24 protein-coding genes are annotated in these 22,024 nt (G+C 70.9%); 9 read left to right on the forward strand and 15 right to left on the reverse strand.

The window, feature by feature from the left end; translation table 11 throughout:
- Positions 1-13: 13 nt before the first annotated feature.
- The 3 genes from QJ852_16915 to QJ852_16925 all read right to left on the reverse strand — a co-directional run bounded on the left by QJ852_16915 (position 14) and on the right by QJ852_16925 (position 2,491).
- Positions 14-808: an alpha/beta fold hydrolase gene (locus tag QJ852_16915; GenBank protein ID WGX94833.1), complete on the reverse strand. Its 795-nt coding sequence runs from the start codon at positions 806-808 to the stop codon at positions 14-16.
- 131 nt (positions 809-939) lie between these two features.
- On the reverse strand, positions 940-2,106 hold the full coding sequence (locus tag QJ852_16920; GenBank protein WGX94834.1) for a 3-hydroxyacyl-CoA dehydrogenase NAD-binding domain-containing protein: 1,167 nt from the start codon (positions 2,104-2,106) through the stop codon (positions 940-942).
- Positions 2,107-2,188: 82 nt separating this feature from the next.
- Positions 2,189-2,491, reverse strand: a complete 303-nt coding sequence (locus QJ852_16925) for a DUF167 domain-containing protein (GenBank protein ID WGX94835.1) — start codon at positions 2,489-2,491, stop codon at positions 2,189-2,191.
- Between the two features lie 25 nt (positions 2,492-2,516).
- Between QJ852_16925 and nucS the strand changes: the two genes are divergently transcribed.
- Both nucS and QJ852_16935 read left to right on the forward strand, forming a co-directional pair.
- Positions 2,517-3,215 (forward strand): endonuclease NucS, encoded by a 699-nt coding sequence (gene nucS, locus QJ852_16930; GenBank protein ID WGX94836.1) that lies wholly within the window; start codon positions 2,517-2,519, stop codon positions 3,213-3,215.
- A gap of 10 nt (positions 3,216-3,225) precedes the next feature.
- Complete coding sequence (locus QJ852_16935) at positions 3,226-3,855, forward strand: DUF952 domain-containing protein (GenBank protein ID WGX94837.1); 630 nt, start codon at positions 3,226-3,228, stop codon at positions 3,853-3,855.
- A 41-nt stretch (positions 3,856-3,896) separates the two neighbouring features.
- Here the strand turns inward: QJ852_16935 and QJ852_16940 are convergent, their stop codons facing one another.
- Together QJ852_16940 and QJ852_16945 are read right to left on the reverse strand one after the other, a co-directional pair.
- Positions 3,897-4,421 carry a ferritin gene (locus QJ852_16940; GenBank protein ID WGX94838.1) on the reverse strand — a complete coding sequence of 175 codons (525 nt, stop codon included), beginning with the start codon at positions 4,419-4,421 and terminating at the stop codon, positions 3,897-3,899.
- A 37-nt stretch (positions 4,422-4,458) separates the two neighbouring features.
- Positions 4,459-4,662 (reverse strand): hypothetical protein, encoded by a 204-nt coding sequence (locus QJ852_16945; protein ID WGX94839.1) that lies wholly within the window; start codon positions 4,660-4,662, stop codon positions 4,459-4,461.
- A gap of 85 nt (positions 4,663-4,747) precedes the next feature.
- Here QJ852_16945 and QJ852_16950 point away from each other — a divergent pair, with 85 nt between their 5' ends.
- Complete coding sequence (locus tag QJ852_16950) at positions 4,748-5,113, forward strand: ArsC/Spx/MgsR family protein (GenBank protein ID WGX94840.1); 366 nt, start codon at positions 4,748-4,750, stop codon at positions 5,111-5,113.
- A gap of 90 nt (positions 5,114-5,203) precedes the next feature.
- On the opposite strand, the gene QJ852_16955 is transcribed toward QJ852_16950, so the two are convergent.
- Entirely contained in the window at positions 5,204-7,252 is a 2,049-nt protein-coding gene (locus QJ852_16955) for a protein meaA (protein ID WGX94841.1), read from the reverse strand.
- A 97-nt stretch (positions 7,253-7,349) separates the two neighbouring features.
- Positions 7,350-7,700 (reverse strand): STAS domain-containing protein, encoded by a 351-nt coding sequence (locus QJ852_16960; GenBank protein WGX94842.1) that lies wholly within the window; start codon positions 7,698-7,700, stop codon positions 7,350-7,352.
- Positions 7,701-7,832: 132 nt separating this feature from the next.
- On the opposite strand from QJ852_16960, the gene QJ852_16965 reads away from it, so the two are divergent.
- From QJ852_16965 to QJ852_16980, 4 genes are read left to right on the forward strand one after another with little or no spacing between them, the layout of a single operon-like run.
- Entirely contained in the window at positions 7,833-8,408 is a 576-nt protein-coding gene (locus QJ852_16965; GenBank protein WGX94843.1) for a cob(I)yrinic acid a,c-diamide adenosyltransferase, read from the forward strand.
- Positions 8,408-9,379 (forward strand): transglycosylase SLT domain-containing protein, encoded by a 972-nt coding sequence (locus tag QJ852_16970; GenBank protein ID WGX94844.1) that lies wholly within the window; start codon positions 8,408-8,410, stop codon positions 9,377-9,379. The genes QJ852_16965 and QJ852_16970 overlap by 1 nt, the downstream gene beginning before the upstream one ends.
- Before the next feature lie 42 nt (positions 9,380-9,421).
- Entirely contained in the window at positions 9,422-9,955 is a 534-nt protein-coding gene (locus QJ852_16975) for a hypothetical protein (protein ID WGX94845.1), read from the forward strand.
- A gap of 57 nt (positions 9,956-10,012) precedes the next feature.
- A complete protein-coding gene (locus tag QJ852_16980) occupies positions 10,013-13,183 on the forward strand; it encodes a DEAD/DEAH box helicase (GenBank protein WGX94846.1) in 3,171 nt (1,056 codons plus the stop codon).
- Positions 13,184-13,271: 88 nt separating this feature from the next.
- Here the strand turns inward: QJ852_16980 and QJ852_16985 are convergent, their stop codons facing one another.
- Both QJ852_16985 and QJ852_16990 read right to left on the reverse strand, forming a co-directional pair.
- Entirely contained in the window at positions 13,272-14,678 is a 1,407-nt protein-coding gene (locus tag QJ852_16985; protein WGX94847.1) for an MFS transporter, read from the reverse strand.
- A gap of 9 nt (positions 14,679-14,687) precedes the next feature.
- Positions 14,688-15,368 carry a TetR/AcrR family transcriptional regulator gene (locus tag QJ852_16990; GenBank protein ID WGX94848.1) on the reverse strand — a complete coding sequence of 227 codons (681 nt, stop codon included), beginning with the start codon at positions 15,366-15,368 and terminating at the stop codon, positions 14,688-14,690.
- A gap of 245 nt (positions 15,369-15,613) precedes the next feature.
- On the opposite strand from QJ852_16990, the gene QJ852_16995 reads away from it, so the two are divergent.
- On the forward strand, positions 15,614-15,868 hold the full coding sequence (locus tag QJ852_16995) for a helix-turn-helix transcriptional regulator (protein WGX94849.1): 255 nt from the start codon (positions 15,614-15,616) through the stop codon (positions 15,866-15,868).
- Between the two features lie 65 nt (positions 15,869-15,933).
- Here the strand turns inward: QJ852_16995 and QJ852_17000 are convergent, their stop codons facing one another.
- From QJ852_17000 to QJ852_17010, 3 genes are all read right to left on the reverse strand, one after another.
- The gene (locus tag QJ852_17000) at positions 15,934-16,236 is read right to left on the reverse strand and encodes a hypothetical protein (protein ID WGX94850.1); all 303 of its coding nucleotides are present in this window, start codon (positions 16,234-16,236) and stop codon (positions 15,934-15,936) included.
- A 67-nt stretch (positions 16,237-16,303) separates the two neighbouring features.
- The gene (locus tag QJ852_17005) at positions 16,304-16,990 is read right to left on the reverse strand and encodes a hypothetical protein (protein WGX94851.1); all 687 of its coding nucleotides are present in this window, start codon (positions 16,988-16,990) and stop codon (positions 16,304-16,306) included.
- Positions 16,991-17,055: 65 nt separating this feature from the next.
- Positions 17,056-17,577: a hypothetical protein gene (locus tag QJ852_17010; GenBank protein ID WGX94852.1), complete on the reverse strand. Its 522-nt coding sequence runs from the start codon at positions 17,575-17,577 to the stop codon at positions 17,056-17,058.
- Between QJ852_17010 and QJ852_17015 the strand changes: the two genes are divergently transcribed.
- Positions 17,555-17,854, forward strand: coding sequence for a hypothetical protein (locus tag QJ852_17015; protein WGX94853.1), 300 nt, complete (start codon positions 17,555-17,557; stop codon positions 17,852-17,854). The two genes, QJ852_17010 and QJ852_17015, sit on opposite strands and share 23 nt — an antisense overlap.
- On the opposite strand, the gene QJ852_17020 is transcribed toward QJ852_17015, so the two are convergent.
- From QJ852_17020 to QJ852_17030, 3 genes are all read right to left on the reverse strand, one after another.
- Positions 17,851-18,612 carry a hypothetical protein gene (locus QJ852_17020; GenBank protein ID WGX94854.1) on the reverse strand — a complete coding sequence of 254 codons (762 nt, stop codon included), beginning with the start codon at positions 18,610-18,612 and terminating at the stop codon, positions 17,851-17,853. The genes QJ852_17015 and QJ852_17020 overlap by 4 nt on opposite strands.
- Before the next feature lie 140 nt (positions 18,613-18,752).
- Positions 18,753-20,378, reverse strand: a complete 1,626-nt coding sequence (locus QJ852_17025; GenBank protein WGX94855.1) for a hypothetical protein — start codon at positions 20,376-20,378, stop codon at positions 18,753-18,755.
- Between the two features lie 182 nt (positions 20,379-20,560).
- Complete coding sequence (locus tag QJ852_17030) at positions 20,561-21,868, reverse strand: hypothetical protein (protein WGX94856.1); 1,308 nt, start codon at positions 21,866-21,868, stop codon at positions 20,561-20,563.
- Positions 21,869-22,024 lie beyond the last annotated feature (156 nt).

Genomic DNA, 22,024 nt, shown 5'->3' on the forward strand with positions numbered 1-22,024 from the left:
CGGCGTCGGACCCTCAGTCTCCGAGGAACCGGCGCAGCACCTCGAGGAAGAGCTCGGGGCGCTCGGAGTGCAGCCAGTGCCCGGTGTCCTTGAGGGTCACCTTGCGGTTGCGCGGGAACCAGCGGTCCATCGCGGGCTCGTAGTCCGGGAGGACGTACGACGAGCGGCCACCGGCGAGCCACAGCACCGGGCCGTCGTACGGCGCCCGTCCGGCGAGCTCCTCCTCGGGCCAGGCGCTGATCTCGGCGAGGTCCCGGTCGAGCACATCGAGGTTGACCTGCCAGGACCACCCGGACGCCGCGGTGGGGTCGCGGCGGAGGTTCTGGAGCAGGAAGGAGCGCACCGTCGGGTCCGGTACGGCGGGCGCGAGCAGCCGGTCCGCGTCGGCGCGGTGCACCACCCGGGTCAGGTCCAGGTCGCGCATCGCGGCGATGTAGCCGGGGAACTCACGGCTCTCGGGGTAGGTCACCGGCGAGATGTCGGCGACGCACAGGCGCTCGACCCGCTCGGGGTGGAGCAGGGCCAGCACCATCGCGACCTTGCCGCCGAGCGAGTGCCCGACCAGCGTGATCGGCTCGTCGCCACCCGCCGCGCTCACGGTGGCGAGAACGTCACCGGCGGCCCCGGCGAAGTCGAACCGGTCCGGCCACGGCGAGCGACCGTGGTGCGGCAGGTCGACGAGCAGGACCCGGTGCCGCTCGGCCAGCTGCTTGGCGACACCGGTCCAGTTCTTGCCCTGGCCGAAGAGGCCGTGCAGGAAGACCACACGGCTCCCGGTGGTCCCGAGAGCCGTGTGGTGAAGCGTCACGCAGCGAGCCTACTGGCCCCCGTCGCCCAGCTCCGCAGTGCCCTCCACGACCCGCCGATTGGGCACAAACCGCACGTCCGAGGCCCGAATTGTTGCGGTTTGGTCCCAAACCGCAGCACTTTTCGGCGGGCTCAGTAGGTGTGGAAACCCTTGCCGGTCTTGCGACCGAGCTCGCCGGCCTCGACCTTGGCGACCAGGGTGGCCGCCGGCGCGAAGCCCGGCTCGCCGAACTCGCCGTGCAGCTCCTTCTGGATGGCCAGCGACACGTCGTTGCCGACGACGTCGAGCAGCTCGAACGGGCCCATCGGCAGGCCGGCGGTCTCCTTGATCGCGGCGTCGATGGTTGCCAGCTCCACACCGCTCTCGGCCAGCTTGATGGCGTCGTTGAGGTAGGGGAACAGCAGCAGGTTGACGATGAAGCCGGCCCGGTCGCCGGCGGAGACGCCGACCTTGCCGACGTTCGCGGTGAGCGCGCGCACGGTCTCGTCGACCTCGGCGGAGGTGGCCGCGGTCGTGATGATCTCGACCAGCTTCATCACCGGGGCCGGGTTGAAGAAGTGCATGCCGATCACGTCCTGCGGGCGGCCGGTCGCCTCGCCCAGCTTGGTGATCGGGAGCGAGGAGGTGGTGGTCGCGAGGATGGCGCCCGGCTTGGCGATCCGGTCGAGGTCACGGAAGAGCTGCAGCTTGAGCTCGAGGTCCTCGGCGATCGCCTCCACGACGATGTCGACGCCGCCCAGCGCCTCGCGCTCGGTCGAGCCGGTCAGCCTGCCGAGCAGCGCATCCTTGTCGCCCTCGGTGCCCTTGCCCTTGGCGATGGCGCGGTCGAGGTTCTTGGTGATGTAGCCGATGACGCCGTCGAGCTTGTCCTGGCTGCGGCCGACGAAGACGACGTCGTACCCGGCCTGCGCGAAGACCTGGACGATGCCCGAGGCCATCGTGCCGGTACCGACCACGCCCACGCTCGTGATCTCGTGGCGCAACGTCGGCGCGGCGCCCTCGCCCGCGGCGGCGGCCTCGTCGGCGAAGGTGCGTCCCTCGGCAACGAGCTTGTCGAGCAGGCCGGCCGGCTCGTGGAGGTGGTCGCCGGTCTCGGCGAAGCGGGCGCCCAGCAGGTCGCGGACCTGGGCGATGCCGATCTCGTCCACGACGGTCAGCGGACCCTTCGGGTAGCCGCAGCCGAAGCGCATGGCCGCGTCGATGTCGCTCACCGAGGCGTAACCCGACTCGTAGGTGCGGACCGCGTGGTTGAGGTACGGCAGCACCAGCGTGTTGAAGATCTGCTCGCTCGAAGTCATGGGCCGGATTCTGACACCCGGCGAGGGCCCTGACTACCCGTCGGTAACCATCGGACAGCGATCGAGACCGAGGTCACAAGACTCAGTCCCGCGGCCGCGGTACGACGACCCGCACCACCTTCGAGCGCGAGGTCTGACCGCGGACCAGCTCCACCGCCGAGCGGGGTACGCCGAGCTGCTTGGCCAGCCACCGCACCAGTTCGTCGTTGGCCCGGCCGTCCACGGGCGGCGACGCGAGCCGGACCTTCAGCTCCGCACCGTCGACGCCGGTCGGACCGGCCACGCCGGTGCGGGACGCGCCCGGCTGGACCCGGACGGAGAGCAGCCAGGCCGTCGTACTCCCCTGCTCCGGACGCCACCACGGCTGGTCGGGCTCGATCTCCACGGGGCTGAGGGTATGTTGCTGGCTCGTGAGACTCGTCGTGGCGCGTTGCCAGGTGGACTATGCAGGCCGGTTGACCGCCCATCTGCCGATGGCCACCCGGGTGCTCATGATCAAGGCCGACGGCTCGGTCCTCGTGCACTCCGACGGCGGCTCCTACAAGCCGCTGAACTGGATGTCGCCGCCGTGCACCGTCCGCGAGGGCAAGGACGAGGACGGCCGGGTCGAGTGGACGGTCACCGCGAAGGCGGCCAAGGGCCAGACGCCGGACACGCTGCGGATCCTCATCGACGAGATTCACCACGACACGCAGCACGAACTCGGCATCGATCCGGGCCTGCAGAAGGACGGGGTCGAGAAGCACCTCCAGGAGCTCCTCGCGGAGCATCCCGCGACCCTCGCCGACGGCCTGACCCTGGTCCGCCGCGAGTTCCCGACGGCGATCGGTCCGGTCGACCTGATGTGCCGCGACGGCGCGGGGCTCTCGGTCGCGGTCGAGATCAAGCGGCGCGGCGAGATCGACGGCGTCGAGCAGCTCACCCGCTATCTCGAGCTCCTCAACCGCGACCCGCTGCTCACCGGCAAGGGAGCGGTGCGCGGCATCTTCGCCGCCCAGGAGATCAAGCCCCAGGCCCGGGTGCTCGCCGAGGATCGGGGGATCTCCTGCGCGGTGATCGACTACGACGCCCTCCGCGGCCTCGACAACGCCGAAGACCGGCTGTTCTGAGCCCGGCCCGATGACGCCGATCTTCCATATCGCCCTGCTCCGCGACTGGGAGACCGCGCAGCGCGCGGGCAGCTACACGGTCTCGACCCGCGACCGGTCGCTGGCCGAGGTGGGGTTCATCCACGCCAGCCGCGCCGACCAGTGGACGGGCGTGCGCGACCGGTTCTACGCCGACGTCACCGAGCCGATGGTGCTGCTCCAGATCGACCCGGCGCGGCTCGACGTACCGATCGTCGAGGAGGTGCCTGCGCCCGGCGCCGAGGAGACCTTCCCCCACATCTACGGCCCCCTGCCGGTGACGGCGGTGGTCAAGGCGATCCCCCTGCCGGGCGACACCGGTGCCGCAGCAGCCCCGACCGGCACGGCCGGCCCGACGGGCGCGACAAGCCCGACGGTGCGGTCGGTCGGCACCGGCGCGGCCGACGGAGAGCCCGCCGAGAGCTTCTCGCGGCTCTACTTCCGCGAGATGTTCTTCAACGTGATCCTGCTCTGCGTCGTCATCGCCGTCGGACTGCTGGGCGCGGCCGTGGGCCACGCCGTGTCGGACGACGGCGGCACGGGCATCGGCGGCCTGGCGGGTGCCGCGCTCGGGATCGTGGTGGCGGTCGTGCTGTTCCGTCGGCGGCACGCCGACCGCTGACCCGGGGTGACGCCCGCGCGCCCGGAGGAGGTCGGAGCTGCTCAGGCGCCGGCGGCCGGCGGGGCGGTCGGGTCGGCGTCGCCCCCGCCGCGCTCGCGCGCCACCCAGTCCTCGATCGCGTTGATGTCGTCCTTGCTGCGGGTCACCACGGTCAGCAGGTCGTTCATCGTGGCGACCTCCTCGACCTGCTCCTTGATGAACCACTGCATGAATTGCTCGGAGGCGAAGTCGTTCTCCTCGCGCGCGACGCGGAGCAGGCCGTTGATCTGCTCGGTCACCCGCTTCTCCTGCTCCAGGGCCAGCGCGATCGGCGCCACGACGTCCTCGAAGGCCGCGACCGGCGCCTCGACACCGGGGATCTCGACGGTGGCGTCGGTGTCGAGGAGGTACTGCACCATCATCATGGCGTGCTGCCGCTCCTCGAGCGCCTGCCCGTAGAAGAACGCGGCCAACTGCGGCATCGTCAGGGCGTCGTAGTGCACCGCGCACGCGAGGTACTGGTGGTGCGCTGCGAACTCGTTGCCGATCTGGACGTTGAGCTGGTCGGTGAAACGCGGGGCAGCCATGGCGCCAGCCTAGTGGCCGACCGGCGCTCCGGCGCTCTCAGGCGGCCTTCTGCAGGTCCTTCTTGGTCACCTTCTTGCCGCTGGTCGTCACCAGGACGCGGCGCTTGACGGTGAGCCCGTCGGGCAGGGTGCCCTCCTTGAGCATGCGCAGGGGGCAGCGGCCGCACTTCGACTTCGAGACGCAGCACTTCGTCTTGGGGAGCTTCTGCTTCCCCTTCGACTTCTTCTTGCCCTTGCCCACGCAGACGAGGATAGGACAATGAGGGTAGGCAGACCTAACTGACGTGACCCACGTCACCCTGGGCCGAGGGCACTAGGGTGCCGACGTGATCGAGATCTGGCTGAACCCCGCGTGCTCGAAGTGCCGTACCGCCGAGAGCGAGCTGCGCGCCGCCGGCGTCGACTACACCGTGCGCCGCTACCTCGACGAGCCGCCGACGGTCGCCGAGCTCGAGGACGTGCTGGCCCGGCTCGGACTGGAGCCCTGGGACATCGCCCGCACCGCGGACGCCTCCAAGCTCGGTGTCTCACTGCCGGCCAAGGACACCGACCACCGCCGGGAGTGGCTGGACCTGATGTCCGCCCACCCCCGGCTCATCCAGCGTCCGATCCTGACGGCCGCCGACGGTACGACGGTGGTCGGCCGCGACGCCGATTCGCTGTCCCGGGTGATCGCGGCCGACGACATGTAACTAAGTGTTACAGCACGGTTATCCACCACTCTGGTCACACCAGCCCCAAATCCCTTCTGTAACCCTTAGTTACAAGGGCGAGCGCCGCCGTCAGGCCAGGCCGTTGGCCTTCCGGATCACCTGGACGATGCCGCCCATGATCTCGGTGAGGCCGAAGTCCTTGGGGGTGTAGACGGCGGCGACGCCGAGCTCGACGAGCGCCTTGCCGTCGGACTCGGGGATGATCCCGCCGACGATCACCGGCACCTCACCCATCCCCGCCGTACGGAGTCCGTCGAGGACGGCGGGCACCAGCTCCATGTGGGAGCCGGAGAGGATCGAGAGACCGACGCAGTGGACGTCCTCGGCGACCGCGGCCGCGACGATCTGCTCCGGGGTGAGCCGGATGCCCTGGTAGATCACCTCGAAGCCCGCGTCGCGGGCGCGGACGGCGACCTGCTCGGCGCCGTTGGAGTGCCCGTCGAGGCCGGGCTTGCCCACCAGCAGGCGCAGGCGTCCGCCGAGCTCCTCGCCCGTGGTCCGGACGGCCTCGCGGACGGCGGTCAGCTCGGCGCCGGCCTCGGCCACGCCCACGGCGCCGGCGACGCCGGTCGGAGCCCGGAACTCGCCGAACACCTCGCGCAGCACGCCGGCCCACTCCCCCGTGGTCGCGCCCGCGCGGGCGGCGGCGAGGGTGGCGGCCATCAGGTTGGTGCCGGACTTGGCGTCCTCGGCCAGTCGGGCGAGGGCGGCCTCGACCTCGCCTGCGTCACGCTGCGCCTTCCATGCCTCCACCGAGGCGAGCGCGGCCTTCTCGGCCTCGGGGTCGGCGACCATGATCGCGCCGTCGAGGTCCGCGGTGAGCGGGCTCTGCTCGGTGGTGTCGAACTTGTTGACGCCGACGATGATCTCCTCGCCGGCCTCGATCGCCGCACGACGGCGGGCGTGGGAGGAGACGAGCTCCTGCTTCATGTAGCCCGAGTCGACGGCGGCGATCGCGCCGCCCATGGCCTGGACCCGGTCGATCTCCGCCTTGGCGCCCTCGACCAGCTCGCGGACCTTGGCCTCGATGACCGGTGAGCCGTCGAAGATGTCGTCGTACTCCAACAGGTCGGACTCGAAGGCGAGGACCTGCTGCAGGCGCAGCGACCACTGCTGGTCCCACGGGCGCGGCAGGCCGAGCGCCTCGTTCCACGCGGGCAGCTGGACGGCGCGGGCGCGGGCCTTCTTCGAGAGCGTGACGGCCAGCATCTCGAGCACGATCCGCTGGACGTTGTTCTCGGGCTGCGCCTCGGTCAGGCCGAGGCTGTTGACCTGGACGCCGTAGCGGAAGCGGCGCATCTTCTCGTCGGTGACGCCGTACCGCTCGCGGGTGATCTCGTCCCACAGCTCGACGAAGGCGCGCATCTTGCACATCTCCTCGACGAACCGGACGCCCGCGTTGACGAAGAAGGAGATCCGGCCGACGACCTTCTCGAAGTCGTCGTCGGAGACCTGGCCGGAGTTCTTGACCTGGTCGAGGACGGCGATCGCAGTGCACATCGCGTAGGCGATCTCCTGCACGGGCGTGGCGCCGGCCTCCTGCAGGTGGTAGCTGCAGATGTTGATCGGGTTCCACTTCGGGATCTCGTGGACCGTGTACGAGATCATGTCGCCGATCAGGCGCAGGGAGTGCTCCGGCGGGAACACGTAGGTCCCGCGCGAGAGGTACTCCTTGATGATGTCGTTCTGCGTCGTGCCCGCGAGCTGGTGGGCGACCTCGGACGGCGAGGCCTCGGGGTTCTGCTCCTCGGCGGCGACCTGGTACATCGCGAGCAGCCACATGGCGGTCGCGTTGATGGTCATCGAGGTGTTCATCTCGGTGAGCGGGATCTGGTCGAAGAGCTTGCGCATCTCGCCCAGGTGCGGCACCGGTACGCCGACCTTGCCGACCTCGCCACGCGACAGCGGGCTGTCGGGGTCGTAGCCGGTCTGCGTGGGCAGGTCGAAGGCGACCGAAAGGCCGGTCTGGCCCTTGGCCAGGTTGGTGCGGTACAGCGCGTTGGACGCCTCCGCGGTCGAGTGGCCGGCGTAGGTCCGCATCACCCACGGGCGGTCCTTGGGGTGCCTGGTCGATTCGGCCTTCCCGGCGGTGCCGGCTGCGTCGGGCGAGGTGCTCATAGGCCGAAGCGTAGGCCGATCACTACCCCTTGGTAACCGCCTGACGTGTGGGGTTGTCCACAACGCCGCCCCCGAGCCGGCGGCGTTGGGGAGGCGCTCAGGCGGGGATCGGCTCCCGCTCGAGCTCGATCAGCCGGATCAGTCGGGTGAGGTGCAGCATCCGGCGCACCGCGGGCTGGGCTCCGCGCAGGACGACGCGCACGCCGTAGCGCTGCGCCTGCCGGCTCGCGGCCGCGATCACCTTGAGGGCGGTGGCGTCGACCGAGCGGACGGCGCTGATGTCGATGACGACCGGGCTGATCCGGTCGGTGCCACAGACGCGGATGTGGTCGTGGACCGCCGCGCGCAGCTCACCGGTCGACCGGACATCGAGGTCGCCGGCCAGGACCAGGACGGGCTCGCCGAGGACGTGCTCAACGAGGATGGCGGTGGCTTGCCGTGCTCCCATTGGTTTCCCTCCCGAGACCGATCCGGACAGACGCCCCACACGCCTGTTACCCACCATGACGCTCCAGCAGTCCGATCGGTTGCATCTCGGTCCGAAGTTTTTCCGGCGGGCCGCCGGACTACGCTCCGAGTCATGGTCAACCTCACCCGCATCTACACGCGCACCGGCGATGCCGGCCAGACCCGGCTGAGCGACATGAGCGTCACGACCAAGACCGACCTGCGTCTGCAGGCCTACGCCGACGTCGACGAGGCGAACGCCCACCTCGGGGTGGCGATCGCGACCGGCGAGCTCGAGGACGACGTCGTCCAGGTGCTGTTCCGGGTGCAGAACGACCTCTTCGACGTCGGCGCCGACCTGTCGACGCCGGTGGTCGCCGAGCCCGAGTACCCACCACTGCGCGTCGAGCAGGACTACGTCGACCGCCTGGAGGGCTGGTGCGACGCCTACAACGAGCACCTGCCCAAGCTGCGCTCGTTCATCCTCAACGGCGGCACGCCCGCCGCCGCCCAGCTCCACGTCGCGCGCACCGTCGTACGCCGGGCCGAGCGGGCCGCGTGGGCGGCGTACGAGGTGCACGGGGAGGTGATGAACAAGGTCGCGATCACCTATCTCAACCGGCTCTCCGACCTGGTGTTCATCCTGGCCCGCCATGCCAACCGCGCGCAGGGCGACGTGCTGTGGGTGCCCGGCGGCGAGCGGGGCTGATGCCCGGCCCGCGGCCGACGGTGGCCCTCGTCGCCGCGGCTGCCCTGCTGGCGGCCTGCGGCGGCGACCCCGCGCCGCGTCCCACGACGCGCACCCCGGCGCCGGCGACGTCGTCCGTGCCGCCGGCACCCCCACCGGCCCCGACGCCCCCGCCGGCAGCGAAGCCCGGGCTGACCGCTCCCGCGCTCGCGACGACTCCCGACGAGCTGGCCCGCCGCCTGGTGGCCGCCGAGGACGCCGTCCGGGCCCCGGGTGCCGATGAGGGCGCGCTGGAGCAGGCGGCGTTCGAGACCCAGGTGCTCTACCGTCAGCTCGCGCGGCGCGCCGGCTGGCAGGACGCCGTCCTCGACGCCGCCGGTCCCTACCGGGACACCATGGCCGACCACATCGAGGCCCGCGGCGAGCTGCGGAGCGTGCTCACCCGGCTGTCCGGCCAGGTCCCCGCCTGGCGGATCGTCGCCCCTGCTCCCCTGGCCGACCTCCGTGCTCACTTCGAGGAGGGTGAGCGGAGGTTCGGCGTGCCGTGGCCGGTGCTGGCGGCGGTCAACCTCGTGGAGACCGGGTTCGGCAAGATCCGCGGCTTCTCCACCGCCGGGGCGCGCGGGCCGATGCAGTTCATGCCGGCGACCTGGGCGCGGTACGGCGAGGGCGACATCGACGACCCGCGCGACTCGATCCTGGCCGCGGCCCGCTACCTCGCGGCCAACGGCGGTGACCGCGCCGACCGGCTCGACGCCGCACTGCACGCCTACAACCGGCACACCGGCTATGTGCGGGGCATCCGGGCCTATGCCCGGATCCTGGAGCGCGATCCCGGCGCCCTCGCCGGGCTGTACCGCTGGCAGATCCTCTACCTCTCCGAGCAGGGCGACCTCTGGCTGCCGCGCGGCTACCGCCAGCGCTCGCCGCTGCCCGTCACCGACTACCTGGCCCGGCACCCGGACCGCCACCTCGGCACCGCGACGGGCTGAAATCCGGTTGCCCGGGCCCCCGCCGGTCCGGAGCATGGTGGCGTGGACGTGACCTTCACGAAGCTCGCCGGGCGGTACGAGATCGCCGTACGCCGGACGGTGGGTGCCGCGCTGGCCCCGCGCAACGGGCCCGGCCACAGCGACGCCGTCCCCCACGACGTGGCGCACCTGCTCGTCGAGATCGAGGACGGCCTCCGCGGCGGGGTCTACGGCCGGCTGGCCGCGGCCGACGGCGACGACGGCCTCTTCTGGCCGGTGGACCCCGCGGCCCGGCGCGCGTCGCTGAAGAACCGTCGGCCCCCGACTCCCGAGGAGTCGGCCGACATGGCCCGTTCGGAGCGGCTCGCCTCGCTCACCGTCGCCCTGTGGGAGGTGGCCCGCGGCCGGCGCCGACCGGATCCGGCGTGGCCCGGTCGGGTCGAGGACGGTGGCGTCGACGCCGACCTGCTGGCGCGCCTGTTCGCGCGCTACGACGACTTCTCGGGCCGCTGGGAGAGTCTCCCCCGCGGCGGATCGATCACGCTGGCCTGGCCCTTCCCCGAGGGCAGCGGGAAGCGGCGCCGCGCCGGGCGCTGAGCGCCCCTGTGGATGGATGTCCGCACCGTCGGACCCGCGTGCCACGATGAGCGGACCGTGAACGTCCTCGCCGAGCTGACCGACGACTTCCTGGCGCGCCACTTCGACGCCCAGACGATGGACCGTGCCCGCGGCATCGTGGCCGACGGCGGCGTACGACGCCCCGAGATCGGCATGCTGTCGGCCGGCTCCGTCACGGCGACCGCCGAGGTGCTCGGCACCCGCGAGACGCCCTATCAGGTGCAGCTGCATGCCGAGGCGCCCAACGCCGACTACGCCGGTTGGCTGTTCACGGTGTGCAGCTGCCCGGTGCGGTCGGTCTGCAAGCACGGCGCGGCGCTCGCGCTGACCTTGCGCCAGACCTTCACCCAGCCGGCGGGCGAGGCGGCGTGGCGACGCTCCCTGGAGCGGCTGGTCGGCGAGCTCGAGCGGCAGCAGCCGCTGGTGCGCGAGGAGGTGCCGCTGGCGCTGGAGCTCTCGCTCGACCAGGGCCGGGGCGGCTACCGCACCCCCGGGCCCACGCTACGGGTGCGTCCGCTGCGCCGGGGCAAGAGCAAGCCCTGGATCAAGACCGGCGCCGACTGGGCCGACGTGGCCGGCAGCCCGCGCGGGTTCGTGCCCGGCCAGGCCGACGCGCTGGCCGCGCTGCACACCCAGTGGGCCGGTCGCCGCGGCTACTACTCCGCGGGCGTCGCGCCCTCGCTCGACGAGTTCGGCGACCAGGTGGTCCGCGCGCTGCGCAACGCCCGCGACGCCGGAGTGCAGTTGCTCGCCGCGCGGCCGCTGCGATCCGTCGCGATCGCCGACGAGGCGGCCGAGGTGGTCGCCGAGCTCGGCGACGTCGAGGGCGGCACCACCATGCGGGCCGCGGTCACCCTCGGCGAGCGCACCTGGCGCGGCGAGTCCGTCGTCCTGGTCGGCTCGCCCGCCTCGGTCGTCGGCCTGCTCGACGACACCGGGCACCTCGTCGTCGCCGCGACGGCCTCGCCGGTGCCGCCGGCCCTGCGCCATCTCGTGGACGGGCCGCCGATCCTCGTCCCGCCGGCCGACCTCGCCGACTTCCGCGAGACGCTGCCGGGTCTGATGCGTCTGGTCCCCGTGCGCGCCGACTCCTCGGCCGTCGAGCTGCCCACGCCGCTCACACCGACCCTCGTGCTGACCGTCTCCTGGCACACGTCCACCAAGGCGGGCCTGGCCTGGCACTGGCAGTACGGCAGCGATCCCGAGCGGAGCTGTCCCCTGACCAGCCGCGACTCCCTCGGCGGCGTCCGGGACCGGGCCGCCGAGCAGGCGCTGCTCGCGCAGGTGCCTCCGGCCCTGCTGCAGGTCTCCACCGTCGCCGACGGCGACGCGCTGAGTCTGGCCATCCACGATCTGCCCCACCTGCGGGAGATCGACGGCGTCCGGGTGGACGAGGAGGAGCGCCCCGACTTCCGCGAGGCCGACGTCGCCCCCGAGATCCGCTTCGACCTGGTCGAGCCCGACACCGGCGCCACCGACTGGCTCGATCTCGCCGTGACCGTCAGCGTCGCCGGCGAGCAGATCCCGCTCCCCGACGTGCTCGCCGCCCTCACCCTCGACCTGGAGTTCCTGGTCCTGCCCAGCGGGCTCTACGTCACGACCGATCGGCCGGAGTTCGACCGGCTGCGCGAGGTCGTCGCGGCCGCGGCCGAGCTGCGCGAGCGCGACGGCGACCGGATCGGGATCGGCCACCACGATCTCGGCCTGTGGGCCCAGCTGGCCGAGACCGGCCTGGTCGATGCCCAGGTCGCGGCCTGGGTCGAGCGCGCGCAGGCGCTGCGCGACCTCACCGACATCCCCCGGCCCGAGCCGCGCGGGCTGGCGACGTCGCTGCGCAGCTACCAGCGCGAGGGCTTCTGGTGGCTGGCCTTCCTGTGGCAGCACGGCCTCGGCGGCGTGCTCGCCGACGACATGGGCCTCGGCAAGACGCTGCAGGTGCTCGCGCTGATCACCCACGCCCGGGCCGAGCGGCCCGGCGACGCGCCCTTCCTCGTGGTCGCCCCCACCAGCGTCGTCACGGCCTGGGCCACCGAGGCAGCGCGGCACGCACCGGGGCTGCGCGTCGCAGTCGCCTCCCGTCGTACCGACGACGTGGCGGCGCTGGCCCGCGACCACGACGTGGTCGTCACGACCTACACCCTGGTCCGACTGGCCCACGACGCGTACGCCGCGCTCGCGTGGTCGGGACTCGTGCTCGACGAGGCGCAGCAGGCCAAGAACCACCAGAGCAAGACCTACCAGGCGGTCCGGAGCATCGAGTCACCGTTCAAGCTGGCGGTGACCGGCACCCCGTTCGAGAACCGGTTGATGGAGCTGTGGTCGCTGCTCTCGATCACCGTGCCCGGGCTCTACCCGTGGCCGCGCACGTTCAACGAGAAGGTGGTCCGGCCGGTCGAGCGCGACGCCGACCAGGTGGTCCTCGACCGATTCCGTGCCCGGATCAAGCCATTCCTGCTCCGACGCACCAAGGAGCTCGTCGCCGACGACCTGCCACCCAAGCAGGAGCAGGTGCTGCAGGTCGACCTCGGCCCGGCGCACCGCAGGATCTACGACACCCACCTGGCCAAGGAGCGGCAGCGGATCCTCGGCCTGGTCGAGGACTTCGAGCGCAACCGGGTCGCGATCTTCAGCGCCCTGACCAAGCTGCGCCAGCTCGCGCTGGACCCGGCGCTCGTCGACGACGAGCACGACACCGTCGGCTCTGCCAAGCTCGACGTCCTGGTCGAGCATCTGCGCGAGATCACCGCCGAGGGGCACCGGGCGCTGGTGTTCAGCCAGTTCACGTCGTTCCTCACCCGGGTCCGCTCGCGTCTCGACGACGCCGAGATCGCGACGACCTATCTCGACGGTGCCACCCGCGACCGCGGGGCGGTCATCGACCGGTTCCGCTCAGGCACCGCCCCCGTCTTCCTGATCTCGCTCAAGGCCGGCGGCACCGGGCTCACCCTCACCGAGGCCGACTACGTCTTCGTGCTCGACCCGTGGTGGAACCCCGCGGCCGAGGCCCAGGCCGTCGACCGTGCCCACCGGATCGGCCAGACCCGGCACGTCCACGTCTACCGCCTGGTCGCGAGCGACACCATCGAGGAGAAGGTGATGGAGCTCAAGGCCCGCAAGGCCGAGCTGTTCGCGCAGGTCATCGACGGCGACGGCGCGATGAGCACCTCGATCGGCGCCGACGACATCCGCGGTCTCTTCGAGGACTGACCGGCTCCGACCGCCCTTCCGATCCCTGCTCCAACCGTGCTCCAACTTTCTCCAATGCTTGGAGCAAACCGAGGTGAGCCGGTCTGCGCTATCGCTGCGCCGATGCCCGCTCCGGGTTGCGGATGAGCAGCCAGGACAGCACGCCGCCGCCGACGAGCAGCGCGGCGCACCACAGCATCGCGGAGCGGTAGCCGGCGTCGAAGACCTCGGGGCGTTGGTAGTCGGCGCCGGTGAGGCCCACCAGCAACGGCAGCGCGGCCACGGCCAGCAGCGACCCGGCGCGGGCGACCGCGTTGTTGACGCCCGAGGCGACACCGGCGTGTTGGTCGGGCGCGGCGGCGAGGACCGCCGCGGTCAGCGGCGCGACGAGCGTGGCCAGCCCGAGTCCGAACACGGTCAGCGGTACGGCGACCTCGGTCCAGTAGTCGAGGTCGCCATCGACCCGACTGAGCAGCAGGGTGCCGACGGCGCAGAGCAACGGCCCCACGGTCATCGGCAGGCGGGGCCCGATCCGGCCGGCCAGTGCTCCGCCGCGCCCGGCGAGCAGCAGCATCACGACGGTGATCGGCAACGTGGCGAGGCCGGCCTCGAGTGGCCCGAGCCCCGCGACCGTCTGCAGCTGCAGGACGAGGAAGAAGAGCACCCCGCCCAGGGCGGCGTACGTCAGCAGGGTCATCGCGTTCGCGGCGCTGAACTGACGCGAGGCGAAGAGCACCGGCGGCAGCATCGGGTGGGCCCGGCGTCGCTCGTTGGCCCAGAACGCGACCCCGGCGACGAGGCCGACCACGAGAGAGACGACGGCGATGCCCGGCTCGCTGGTCCACTCGATGAGGGCGTAGGTGATCCCGCCGAGCCCGAGGGCGCCCAGGGCGGCTCCGGCGGAGTCGAAGCCCGGGACCGCGGCCGGGTCGCGGGTCTCCGGAACCCGACGGGCGACCACCAGGGTCACGACCGCGACCGGCAGGTTGATCAGGAACACCCAGCGCCAGCTGACCGCCTGCACCAGCCAGCCGCCGAGGAAGGGGCCGACCGCGGTGGCGACGCCTCCGAGGCCGGACCACGTCCCGATCGCCCGGGATCGATCGGCCGGCGCGAAGGTGCCCTGGATCATCGCGAGGCTGCCGGGGACCAGGAGCGCCGCCGCGACGCCCTGGGCGATCCGGGCCAGGATCAGCAGCGGCGCGGTCGGTGCCAGCCCGCAGGCCACCGAGGTCAGCGCGAACCCGAGGACGCCGATCACGAAGATCCGGCGGCGTCCGTACCGGTCCCCCAGCGACCCGCCGAGCAGGGTCAGCGACGCGAGGCTGAGGAGGTAGCCGTTGGAGACCCACTGCAGCTGCTCGAGGCTGGCGTGGAGGTCCTCACCGATCCGGTGCAGGGCGACGTTGACGACGGTGCTGTCGAGCAGCGCCAGCGACGAGCCGAGGATCGCGGCGGCGAGCACCGCGCGTCCGGTCCGTGACCCGACGGTGACCTCGGCACAGGTCGGATCCACGGTGGGAGGCTAGACGTCGCTGCGTCGGGCGGTGGCGGGCCCGGTGCCCTGCGCCATGGCGACGGCCGTCTCGATGACGTACTCCTTCACCGGCTCGTACGGGATCGCCTCGGTGCCGGGGAGGCCGGGGTCCTCGTCGCGGACGGCGACGCGCATGTGGGTCAGGTTGAGCACGCCGAGCGCCTGGGCGTAGTAGAGGTTGGAGAGCATCCCGGGATCCTCGACGTGGAAGTCCCCCGCGGCGACGCCCTTCTCGAGGATCGTCGTCATCCGGCCCAGGCAGCTGGCCATGCCGATGCCCAACTTGAGCATGGTCTCCTGGCTGATCTCCTTGAACAGCTCATCACCGCGCCGACGCAGGAGAACCAGAGCGCAGTCGACGAAGGCCGGATGATGCTGGCCGAAGTCGAGGAAGGCGCCGGCCAGGGCGCGCAGCTGGTCGGCGGGCGGCGCCGACTCGTCGAGGCGCTCGGTCATCAGACTGTCCAGGTCGGACAGGTAGCCGACCAGCGTCAGCGCGAAGAGCTCCTCCTTGCTGGAGAAGTGTCGGTAGACGACCGCGCGGTTGATCCCGACCACGCGGGCGATGTCCTCGACGTGCGCCTCGCGCATGCCGCGCTCGTCGAAAAGGGCGCGGGTCGCTGCCAGGATCTTCTCGGTCCGTGCAGCCCGCTGGTCCACAGCTGGCATCTCGTCGTCAGGGCCGGCCGTCGTACGGCTCGACCCGTCCCCCTTCCCCGTGTCGCTGGCTCCCAGCCCCAACGAGCATGCACCCCAGGTAGTCACTCCCCCTACCTGGTCACTCGTCAAGAAAACAGCATAGTCCGGCGTGGCCGTCGCCGAACGTGGGAGGCTTGCGCCGCGGGATTCGACCTTTTAAAGAAGGCTTTCTCCTATTGGTGTTCTTTGTCGGGCCCGGTCACGACGATGCACGCGTGCCTTGGGACGCGGATGCCGGACGCCTGCTCGGGAAGCGGGTCCGTCAGCTGCGCGCCGAGAAGAATCTGACCCAGGAGGCGCTGGCCCATCTGGCCGGCTGCACCAAGAACCATGTGCAGGTCATCGAGGCCGCCGGGCGGCTCGATGTCGGCCGTCCGATCAACCTGCGGCTGAGCACGCTCTTCGGCATCGCCGAGGCCCTGGAGGTCGAGCCGTGGGACCTGATCAAGGAGTCGGCGACCGGCGCTTGAGCCCCGGACGCCGGCCTCCCGGCACAGGACGACACGTGAGGGTCGGGACGGCACCCACCACGAGATCACTCAGCCTCCTCCGGCCGCGTTCCTTCGTCGAGGTGGGCGAACAGAGTCCAGTTGCAGGCAGTGTTGCAGCGGGGCAAGTCCGCGGCGACCCTCTTGGCGATGCGAGCCGGGGTCCGGTCCACGAGCTCGTCGAGCATCCAGCCGGGGATGCGGCCGATGACGTAGTCCGCGACGCGACCGGCGACTCCGTCACCAGCGATGACACTGACGACGACTCGGTCGACGAGGCGGCTCAGCATGAGGACCTCTTCACGTGCGGGCGACAGTGACTCTTCAAGGGTGAGCGCGACCGGCGCCACGGGAGAGTTGTGGCGCCGATCGCGCGATCGGGGCCGGCGGACTGAGCCGCCGGGCGGGATGGGCTGGTCAGGGCACGTAGATCAGGTTGGGGTGCTTCGCCGGGAAGCCGGCCTCCGACAGGGTGAAGGCCGTGCTCTGCATCAGCGCGACCGAATCGCCGAGCGGCGAGCAGGCAGAGCTGTCGATCCCGAACGCCGGCGTGCCGGTCTTGCTCGCCGTCCCGGCGCTCCCGTCGTAGATCGCCGACATGGAGAGCGGGGGGGCCGGCAGGACCAGGGCGCAGAAGCCGGCGTCGAAGCTGATCGAGCCGGTCGGGATCGTCAGCGTCGCCACGAACGGGCCGTCGTGGGGGCTGGGCGAATGGCTTGCCGGCGTGGTGATCGTGAGCTGCCACAGCGACCCCGGCGTCGTGGTGACCGTGGCCCCGACGGGCATGCCATTCATGAGACACGTTCCATGAGTCGGAGCGATGACGTCCGACGGGTCGACGCTCAGTGTGATCGAGCCGCCCAATGGGGCGTGCGGCGTGGGGTCGGGCGCAACGTAGGCGAAGCCGTCGCTGATGGCGCACTCGATCGGCAGCCCGGTCGGCGCCGTGACGAACTCGATACTGCCGGGGCCGACGAAGGTCTTCCCGCTGGCATCCACACCGTCGGAAGCGAGGTTCCACTCGCCGGGCGTCACGGTCGCGCTGGCCGCCGCCGCCAGCGCACATACGACCGCAGCCGCGGCCAGAGCGGCGATCGGCTTCAACACTCTGCTGGTGCTTCTCATCGACATCCGTCGCCTCCTCTCCATTCGCCCCCGGGCCCGCGCCGCTAGGGCACGTAGACGATGTTGGGGTGCTTCGCCGGGGAACCGACCTCGGACAGGGTGACGCTGGCACTGTGCATCGCACCGACGGCGCCGGCACTCACACAGGAGGAGTTGTCGACACCGAAAGCCGTCGCTGCCCCAGTCTTCGTAGTCGTACCCGTGCTGCCGTCGTAGGTCGCCGACATGGGCAGGGCCGATGTGGGCAGGACCAGCGTGCAGGGATAGAAGCCCATCGTCGCCGTCACCGAGTTCGGTGGGATGGTCAGCGTGCTGGTGAACGGTCCGTCATGGGGACTCGGCACGCTCGCGTCGGGGACCAGGAAGGTGAGTGGCCACCGCGTGCCCGGGGTCGTGGAGACCGCGACCGGACCACCGGCGGCGGACTCGGTGCAGCTGCCGTTGCCGGGCGCGACGTTGTCCGGAGGGTCGATGCCGATACTGATCGCCCCGTAGGGCGCCGCGTGCAAGCTCACGCTCGGGGTGGTGTAGGAGAAGCCGCCCGTGATCGTGCAGTTGACTGTCATGACCACGCCGTTGAACGTCGTCGCGAACGTGAAGCTGCCGGGACCGGTGAAGGTCTTCCCGCTGGCATCCACGCCGTCGGACGCGAGATTCCAGTGGTTGGCCACCGTGGTGGCGCTCGCCGGGGCGATCGCCACGACGCTGACGGCGGATCCCGCGGCCAAGGCCGCGGCGAGTCCCGCAAGTCTTCTCTTGATCGACATCTCTGCACGTCCCTTTCACATCGACGGTATTGAGCCTGGGAACAAGCGCGAGCGGCGGTGGCTCGGTCCCGCCTAGGGGACATAAATCAGGTCGGGGTGATTGCTGGTCGCGCCCACCTCCCACAGCGTCGCGCTCGCACTCTGCAGCACGGCCGCGGTCCCGGCGCGGGGGCAGCCCGTGTTGTCGAGGGTCATCGACACGCCACCACCGGTCATGGTCGCCACCCCGGTGCTACCGGTGTAGCTCCCCGGGACCTGCAGCGGCGCCGTGCCGGTCGGCCCGACCAGCTTGCACGGCGGCGTCAGGTTGTTGTTGATGCCCGGCAGCTTCACCGCCACGGCCGTCACGGAGTTGGCCGGCACCGAGAGGTAGCCGGTCAGCGCCGCGGTGTAGTGAGCCGGGTTGGCCGGGGGTGCATCGGGCGTCTCCACGCTGAGCGTCCAGAGCGATCCCGGCGTGGTTGAGATGTGCACCGCCCCACTGGTGATCGACTCGGTGCAAGTGCCAGCGCCCGGAGCGAGGGAGTCCGACGGATCGACCTGGATGACCATCGTGTCGAGCTCCCAGGCATGCGGGGTCGGGTCGGGCGCCGTGTGGGCGATCCCGCCGACGATGGTGCAGTTCACCGTGAACGGCGTGCCGTTGAAGGTCATCGTCCATGTCAGCGTGAGCGACCCGGTGAAGGTCTTGCCGCTGGCGTCGACACCGTTGGAGGCGAGGTTCCACGCACCGGGAGTCGTGGTGGCGCCCACCGGAGCGATCACCTGGAGGCTGACCGCGGCTCCTGCGGACAGCACCGCTGCGAGTCCCGCGAGCCTTCTCTTGACCGACATCTCTGCCTCTTCTCAGGAGTGTTAGAGCAAACGGACACAGCCGGACCTTCCGCCCGTCTGGCCCAGGCTCGACGGCGTGGGGACCTGCGTCCCCACACCGCCGAGTGGTCCGGGTGGTCGTACAGCAGACCCGGTCCAGGTCAGCTGCAGGCAGCCGTCGCCTGGCTAGCGGCGATCGCTGAGGTGGCTGCAGCGGCCTTCTGGGCCTTCTTCGCCTTCTTGAACTTCTTCTTCAGCTTCTTGACCTTCTTCGCGGGCTTGTGCGCCTTCTTGGCCTTCTTGAACTTGGCCTTGGCCTTGGCCACCTTGGCCTGGGACGCACCCAGCGCCGCCTGCGCCGCGCTGGCCGCAGCATTCGCGGCCAGGCACTCGGGTGTCGGGCCGGGGATCGGCGGGGTGACGACCACCGGCTCCTTGACCGGCCCCACCGGATCCGAGGTCGCCTCGATGCTTTCCGGGTCCCGGACTGCCGTGGTGCGGAAGGTGATGTCCTTGTCCACCTGGGCGCTGGTCAGGGTGAACGTCGTGCCGGTCGCATCCTCGATCTCCGCACCATCGGCCAGCCACTGGTTCGTCAGCGTGACACCCTCGGTGGCGTTGAAGGTCGCCGGCGTGCCGGTCAGCGTGTCCCCCACCTTCGGGCTGGCCAGGTCCCCGGAGGAGGCGATCGTCGGGTCCGCGTCCACCGCCAGCGGCGGGATCACCTCGTCGGCCAGGATCAGCTGGAAGCTGGTCCCCCCCGTCACCGAGACGACCTCCTTGCCGGTCAGGTCGAGACCGTCGACCTCGGCCTGCCAGCCCGGCAGCACGGTCAGGTTGTTGCTGTAGAGATAGAGTTTGTTCTGATCGGTCCGCACCAGGAAGACCCCAACTCCAGCATTGCCGGGGACCACCGCCGCCTCGACGGCCTTGCCCTCCCGGTCCCCGACGGCCGGCAGCCCGCTCTCGGGGTACGGAGTGCCGTTCTGCAGCGATTCGGCATAGACCTTGCCGGCTTCGGTGACCCCGACCACGAACCTATCGCCGATCGGGTCGTTGTTCACCTGGATGTCGAGCAGCTTGTCCGCCGGTCCGCTGGGACGCCCCGCCAACTCCGGGGACGCCGGGACGGTGATCGTCCCCTGCGGGTCGGTGCCGCTGGTGCCGCCGCTGTCCCAGATCAGCACGCCGCCGTTCTCCAACCGGAGGACCAGAGCGGCGCCGAATCCCTCGATCTGGACGACCTTCTCCGGCAGCGTGGCGGCGTCGAGGACCCGGTAGAGATCGACGCTGCCGGCCATCCGGCTGAAGACCCCGACCCGGCCGTCGGCCAGGAGCACTCCGACCAGATAGGTGCCCGCGACAGTGATCTGGGTGGCCTCGGCCGGGTCGCCGGTGCCGCCGAGCAGGGTGGTGCTGGCCATGCCGGCGTTGGCGGCCGTCACGAACGCAGCGACCGGGCCCCAGACGTGCGGGAGGCCGTCGTCGGTCAGCACGGCGACCCGATTGCTGCTGCTGTCGAGCGAGCGGATCGGCTCGGTCGCCAGCTCCGGCGGGATGTCGTAGGAGGCGGAGCCGTTGCTGTTGATCCGCTCCAGGGTACGGTCGTCGGCCCGGACGGCGTAGGCGCCGTGGCTATACGGGGTGCTGATCGCCGTATAGGACTCCCCTTCCGTCCCCAGCACCTGGGTCTGGGTCTCCTCGACCTGCACGATGGCCCCGCCCCGCTCGGCCGGCACCGGCACCGCCGCCACCGCCCCAGGCGCCACGCCCAGGGCCCCGGCCACCAGGGCAACCGTCCCCACGACAGCTGTCGCTGTTGATATCCGCATTCGCACTGCTAGATCACATCCTCATCTCAGATCGTCGTTGGTTCCCCGGTCGGCTACTCGTCTACTGGCCTCCTCCTTGGCTCGGACGGAAGCCCGGTGCCGGCGCGAGGTCGTCGCGCCGGCACCGGGCGAGAGGGTCAGTTGGCGGTCACCGAGAAGTCGTCGAACTGGGCCCAGGTGTCGCGCCACCAGGTCGGGTGCACTCCTCCGTAGACCTCGACCCGGGTCCGGTCGCCCGAGTTGAAGCTCACGCTCAGCTGGGTATAGCTGTTCAGCCGGCCGAACTTCTTCTCGCTGATCACGGAGTCGTCCAGGGTGCGCACCCCGAAGTAGCCGTTGTCGTTGCTCGCCGAGGTGCGGACCCACCCGGTCAGGGTGTAGTCGGTGTTCGGCGCCACGGAGATGGTCTGGTGGATGTCGTTCCAGTTCTCCGTGTTGCGCACCCAGCCGTTGCCGGTGCCGGTGCGGGCGTTGCCCAGACCGTGGTCGACGCCGCACTGCCGGACGCACTCCCATGGCCCCATACCCGCATCCTCGAAGCCGGCGTCGGCCACCTGGTTGCCCGCAGCCGCCAACGCCCACCGCACGTCGTAGGCGCTCGCCTGGTAGATGGTGGTCTTCAAGAGGGCGGAGTTGTGGCCAGGCCCAGCGTTGGCCTGGCCCGAGGCGATGTCGATGATGCCGTTGAGCGCCCCGGTCAGGCCACAGTTGGCGGCCTTCGGCAGCGCCCAGGCGTTGTCGACCACCGTCTGCCCGGTCACCTTGATGACACCGGAACCGATGTCACTGAAGTCGAACGTGCCCGGCACTCCGGAGATCGGGGTGTTCGGCGCCGGCGGGTTCGTGGTGCCGGTGGTCAGCTTCAGCGCGATCGGCGAGGAGTTCGACCCGATGGTGCACTTGGTGCCGAGGACCGTCAGCGCGTCGGTGAACGGGTTGGAGATCTTGGCCTTAAGGTTCAGCTCCATCACCGGCGCGTCGGTCGGGGTGGTCAGGTTGTCGAGGTTCAGCTCCGGCAGCCCGACGATCTCGGGAGTGATGAACGCCTGCAGCGGCCCGACGCCTCCACCGGGAATGCCCAGGATGCCGCCCGGGAGCTCGATCGGGGAGGCCTGCAGGACGGGGGCTCCGTTGGCCGGCGGGACCTCGATCGAGGTCTGGTTGAACAGATCCGGGATGGCACCGAACTGCAGGATGATCGGGTCGGTGCTGGTCATCTCGTCGAACGAGCCGGCCTTCAGCGAGGTGTAGTTGGTCTCGATGTAGTAGCAGGAACTGACATCGGGGTTCTGCACGGGGCAGTTGGCGAACTTCTCCAGCACCGGCGGCAGGACGTCGGCCTGGGCCGGACCAGTGGCGACGCCGACCAGGCCGACGGTGCCGACGGCCGCGGCGAGGGCGGCCAGGCCCACGGCGGGACGCCGCAGGCGGAACTTGTGGGTCATGACAGAATCTCTTTCGTCGATGGGACGTGAACGGGACATGAAGGGACGAGTCCTGCCGGCGGCGCGACGTGCCGCCGGACGAAGCCCGGAGACGGGTGGGCTTGCCGGACACGATCGGTGTGTCCGGCAAGCCCACCTGCTTCCAGCGACTACCTG

Source organism: Nocardioides sp. L-11A (assembly GCA_029961745.1).
Taxonomy (GTDB): Bacteria; Actinomycetota; Actinomycetes; order Propionibacteriales; family Nocardioidaceae; genus Nocardioides.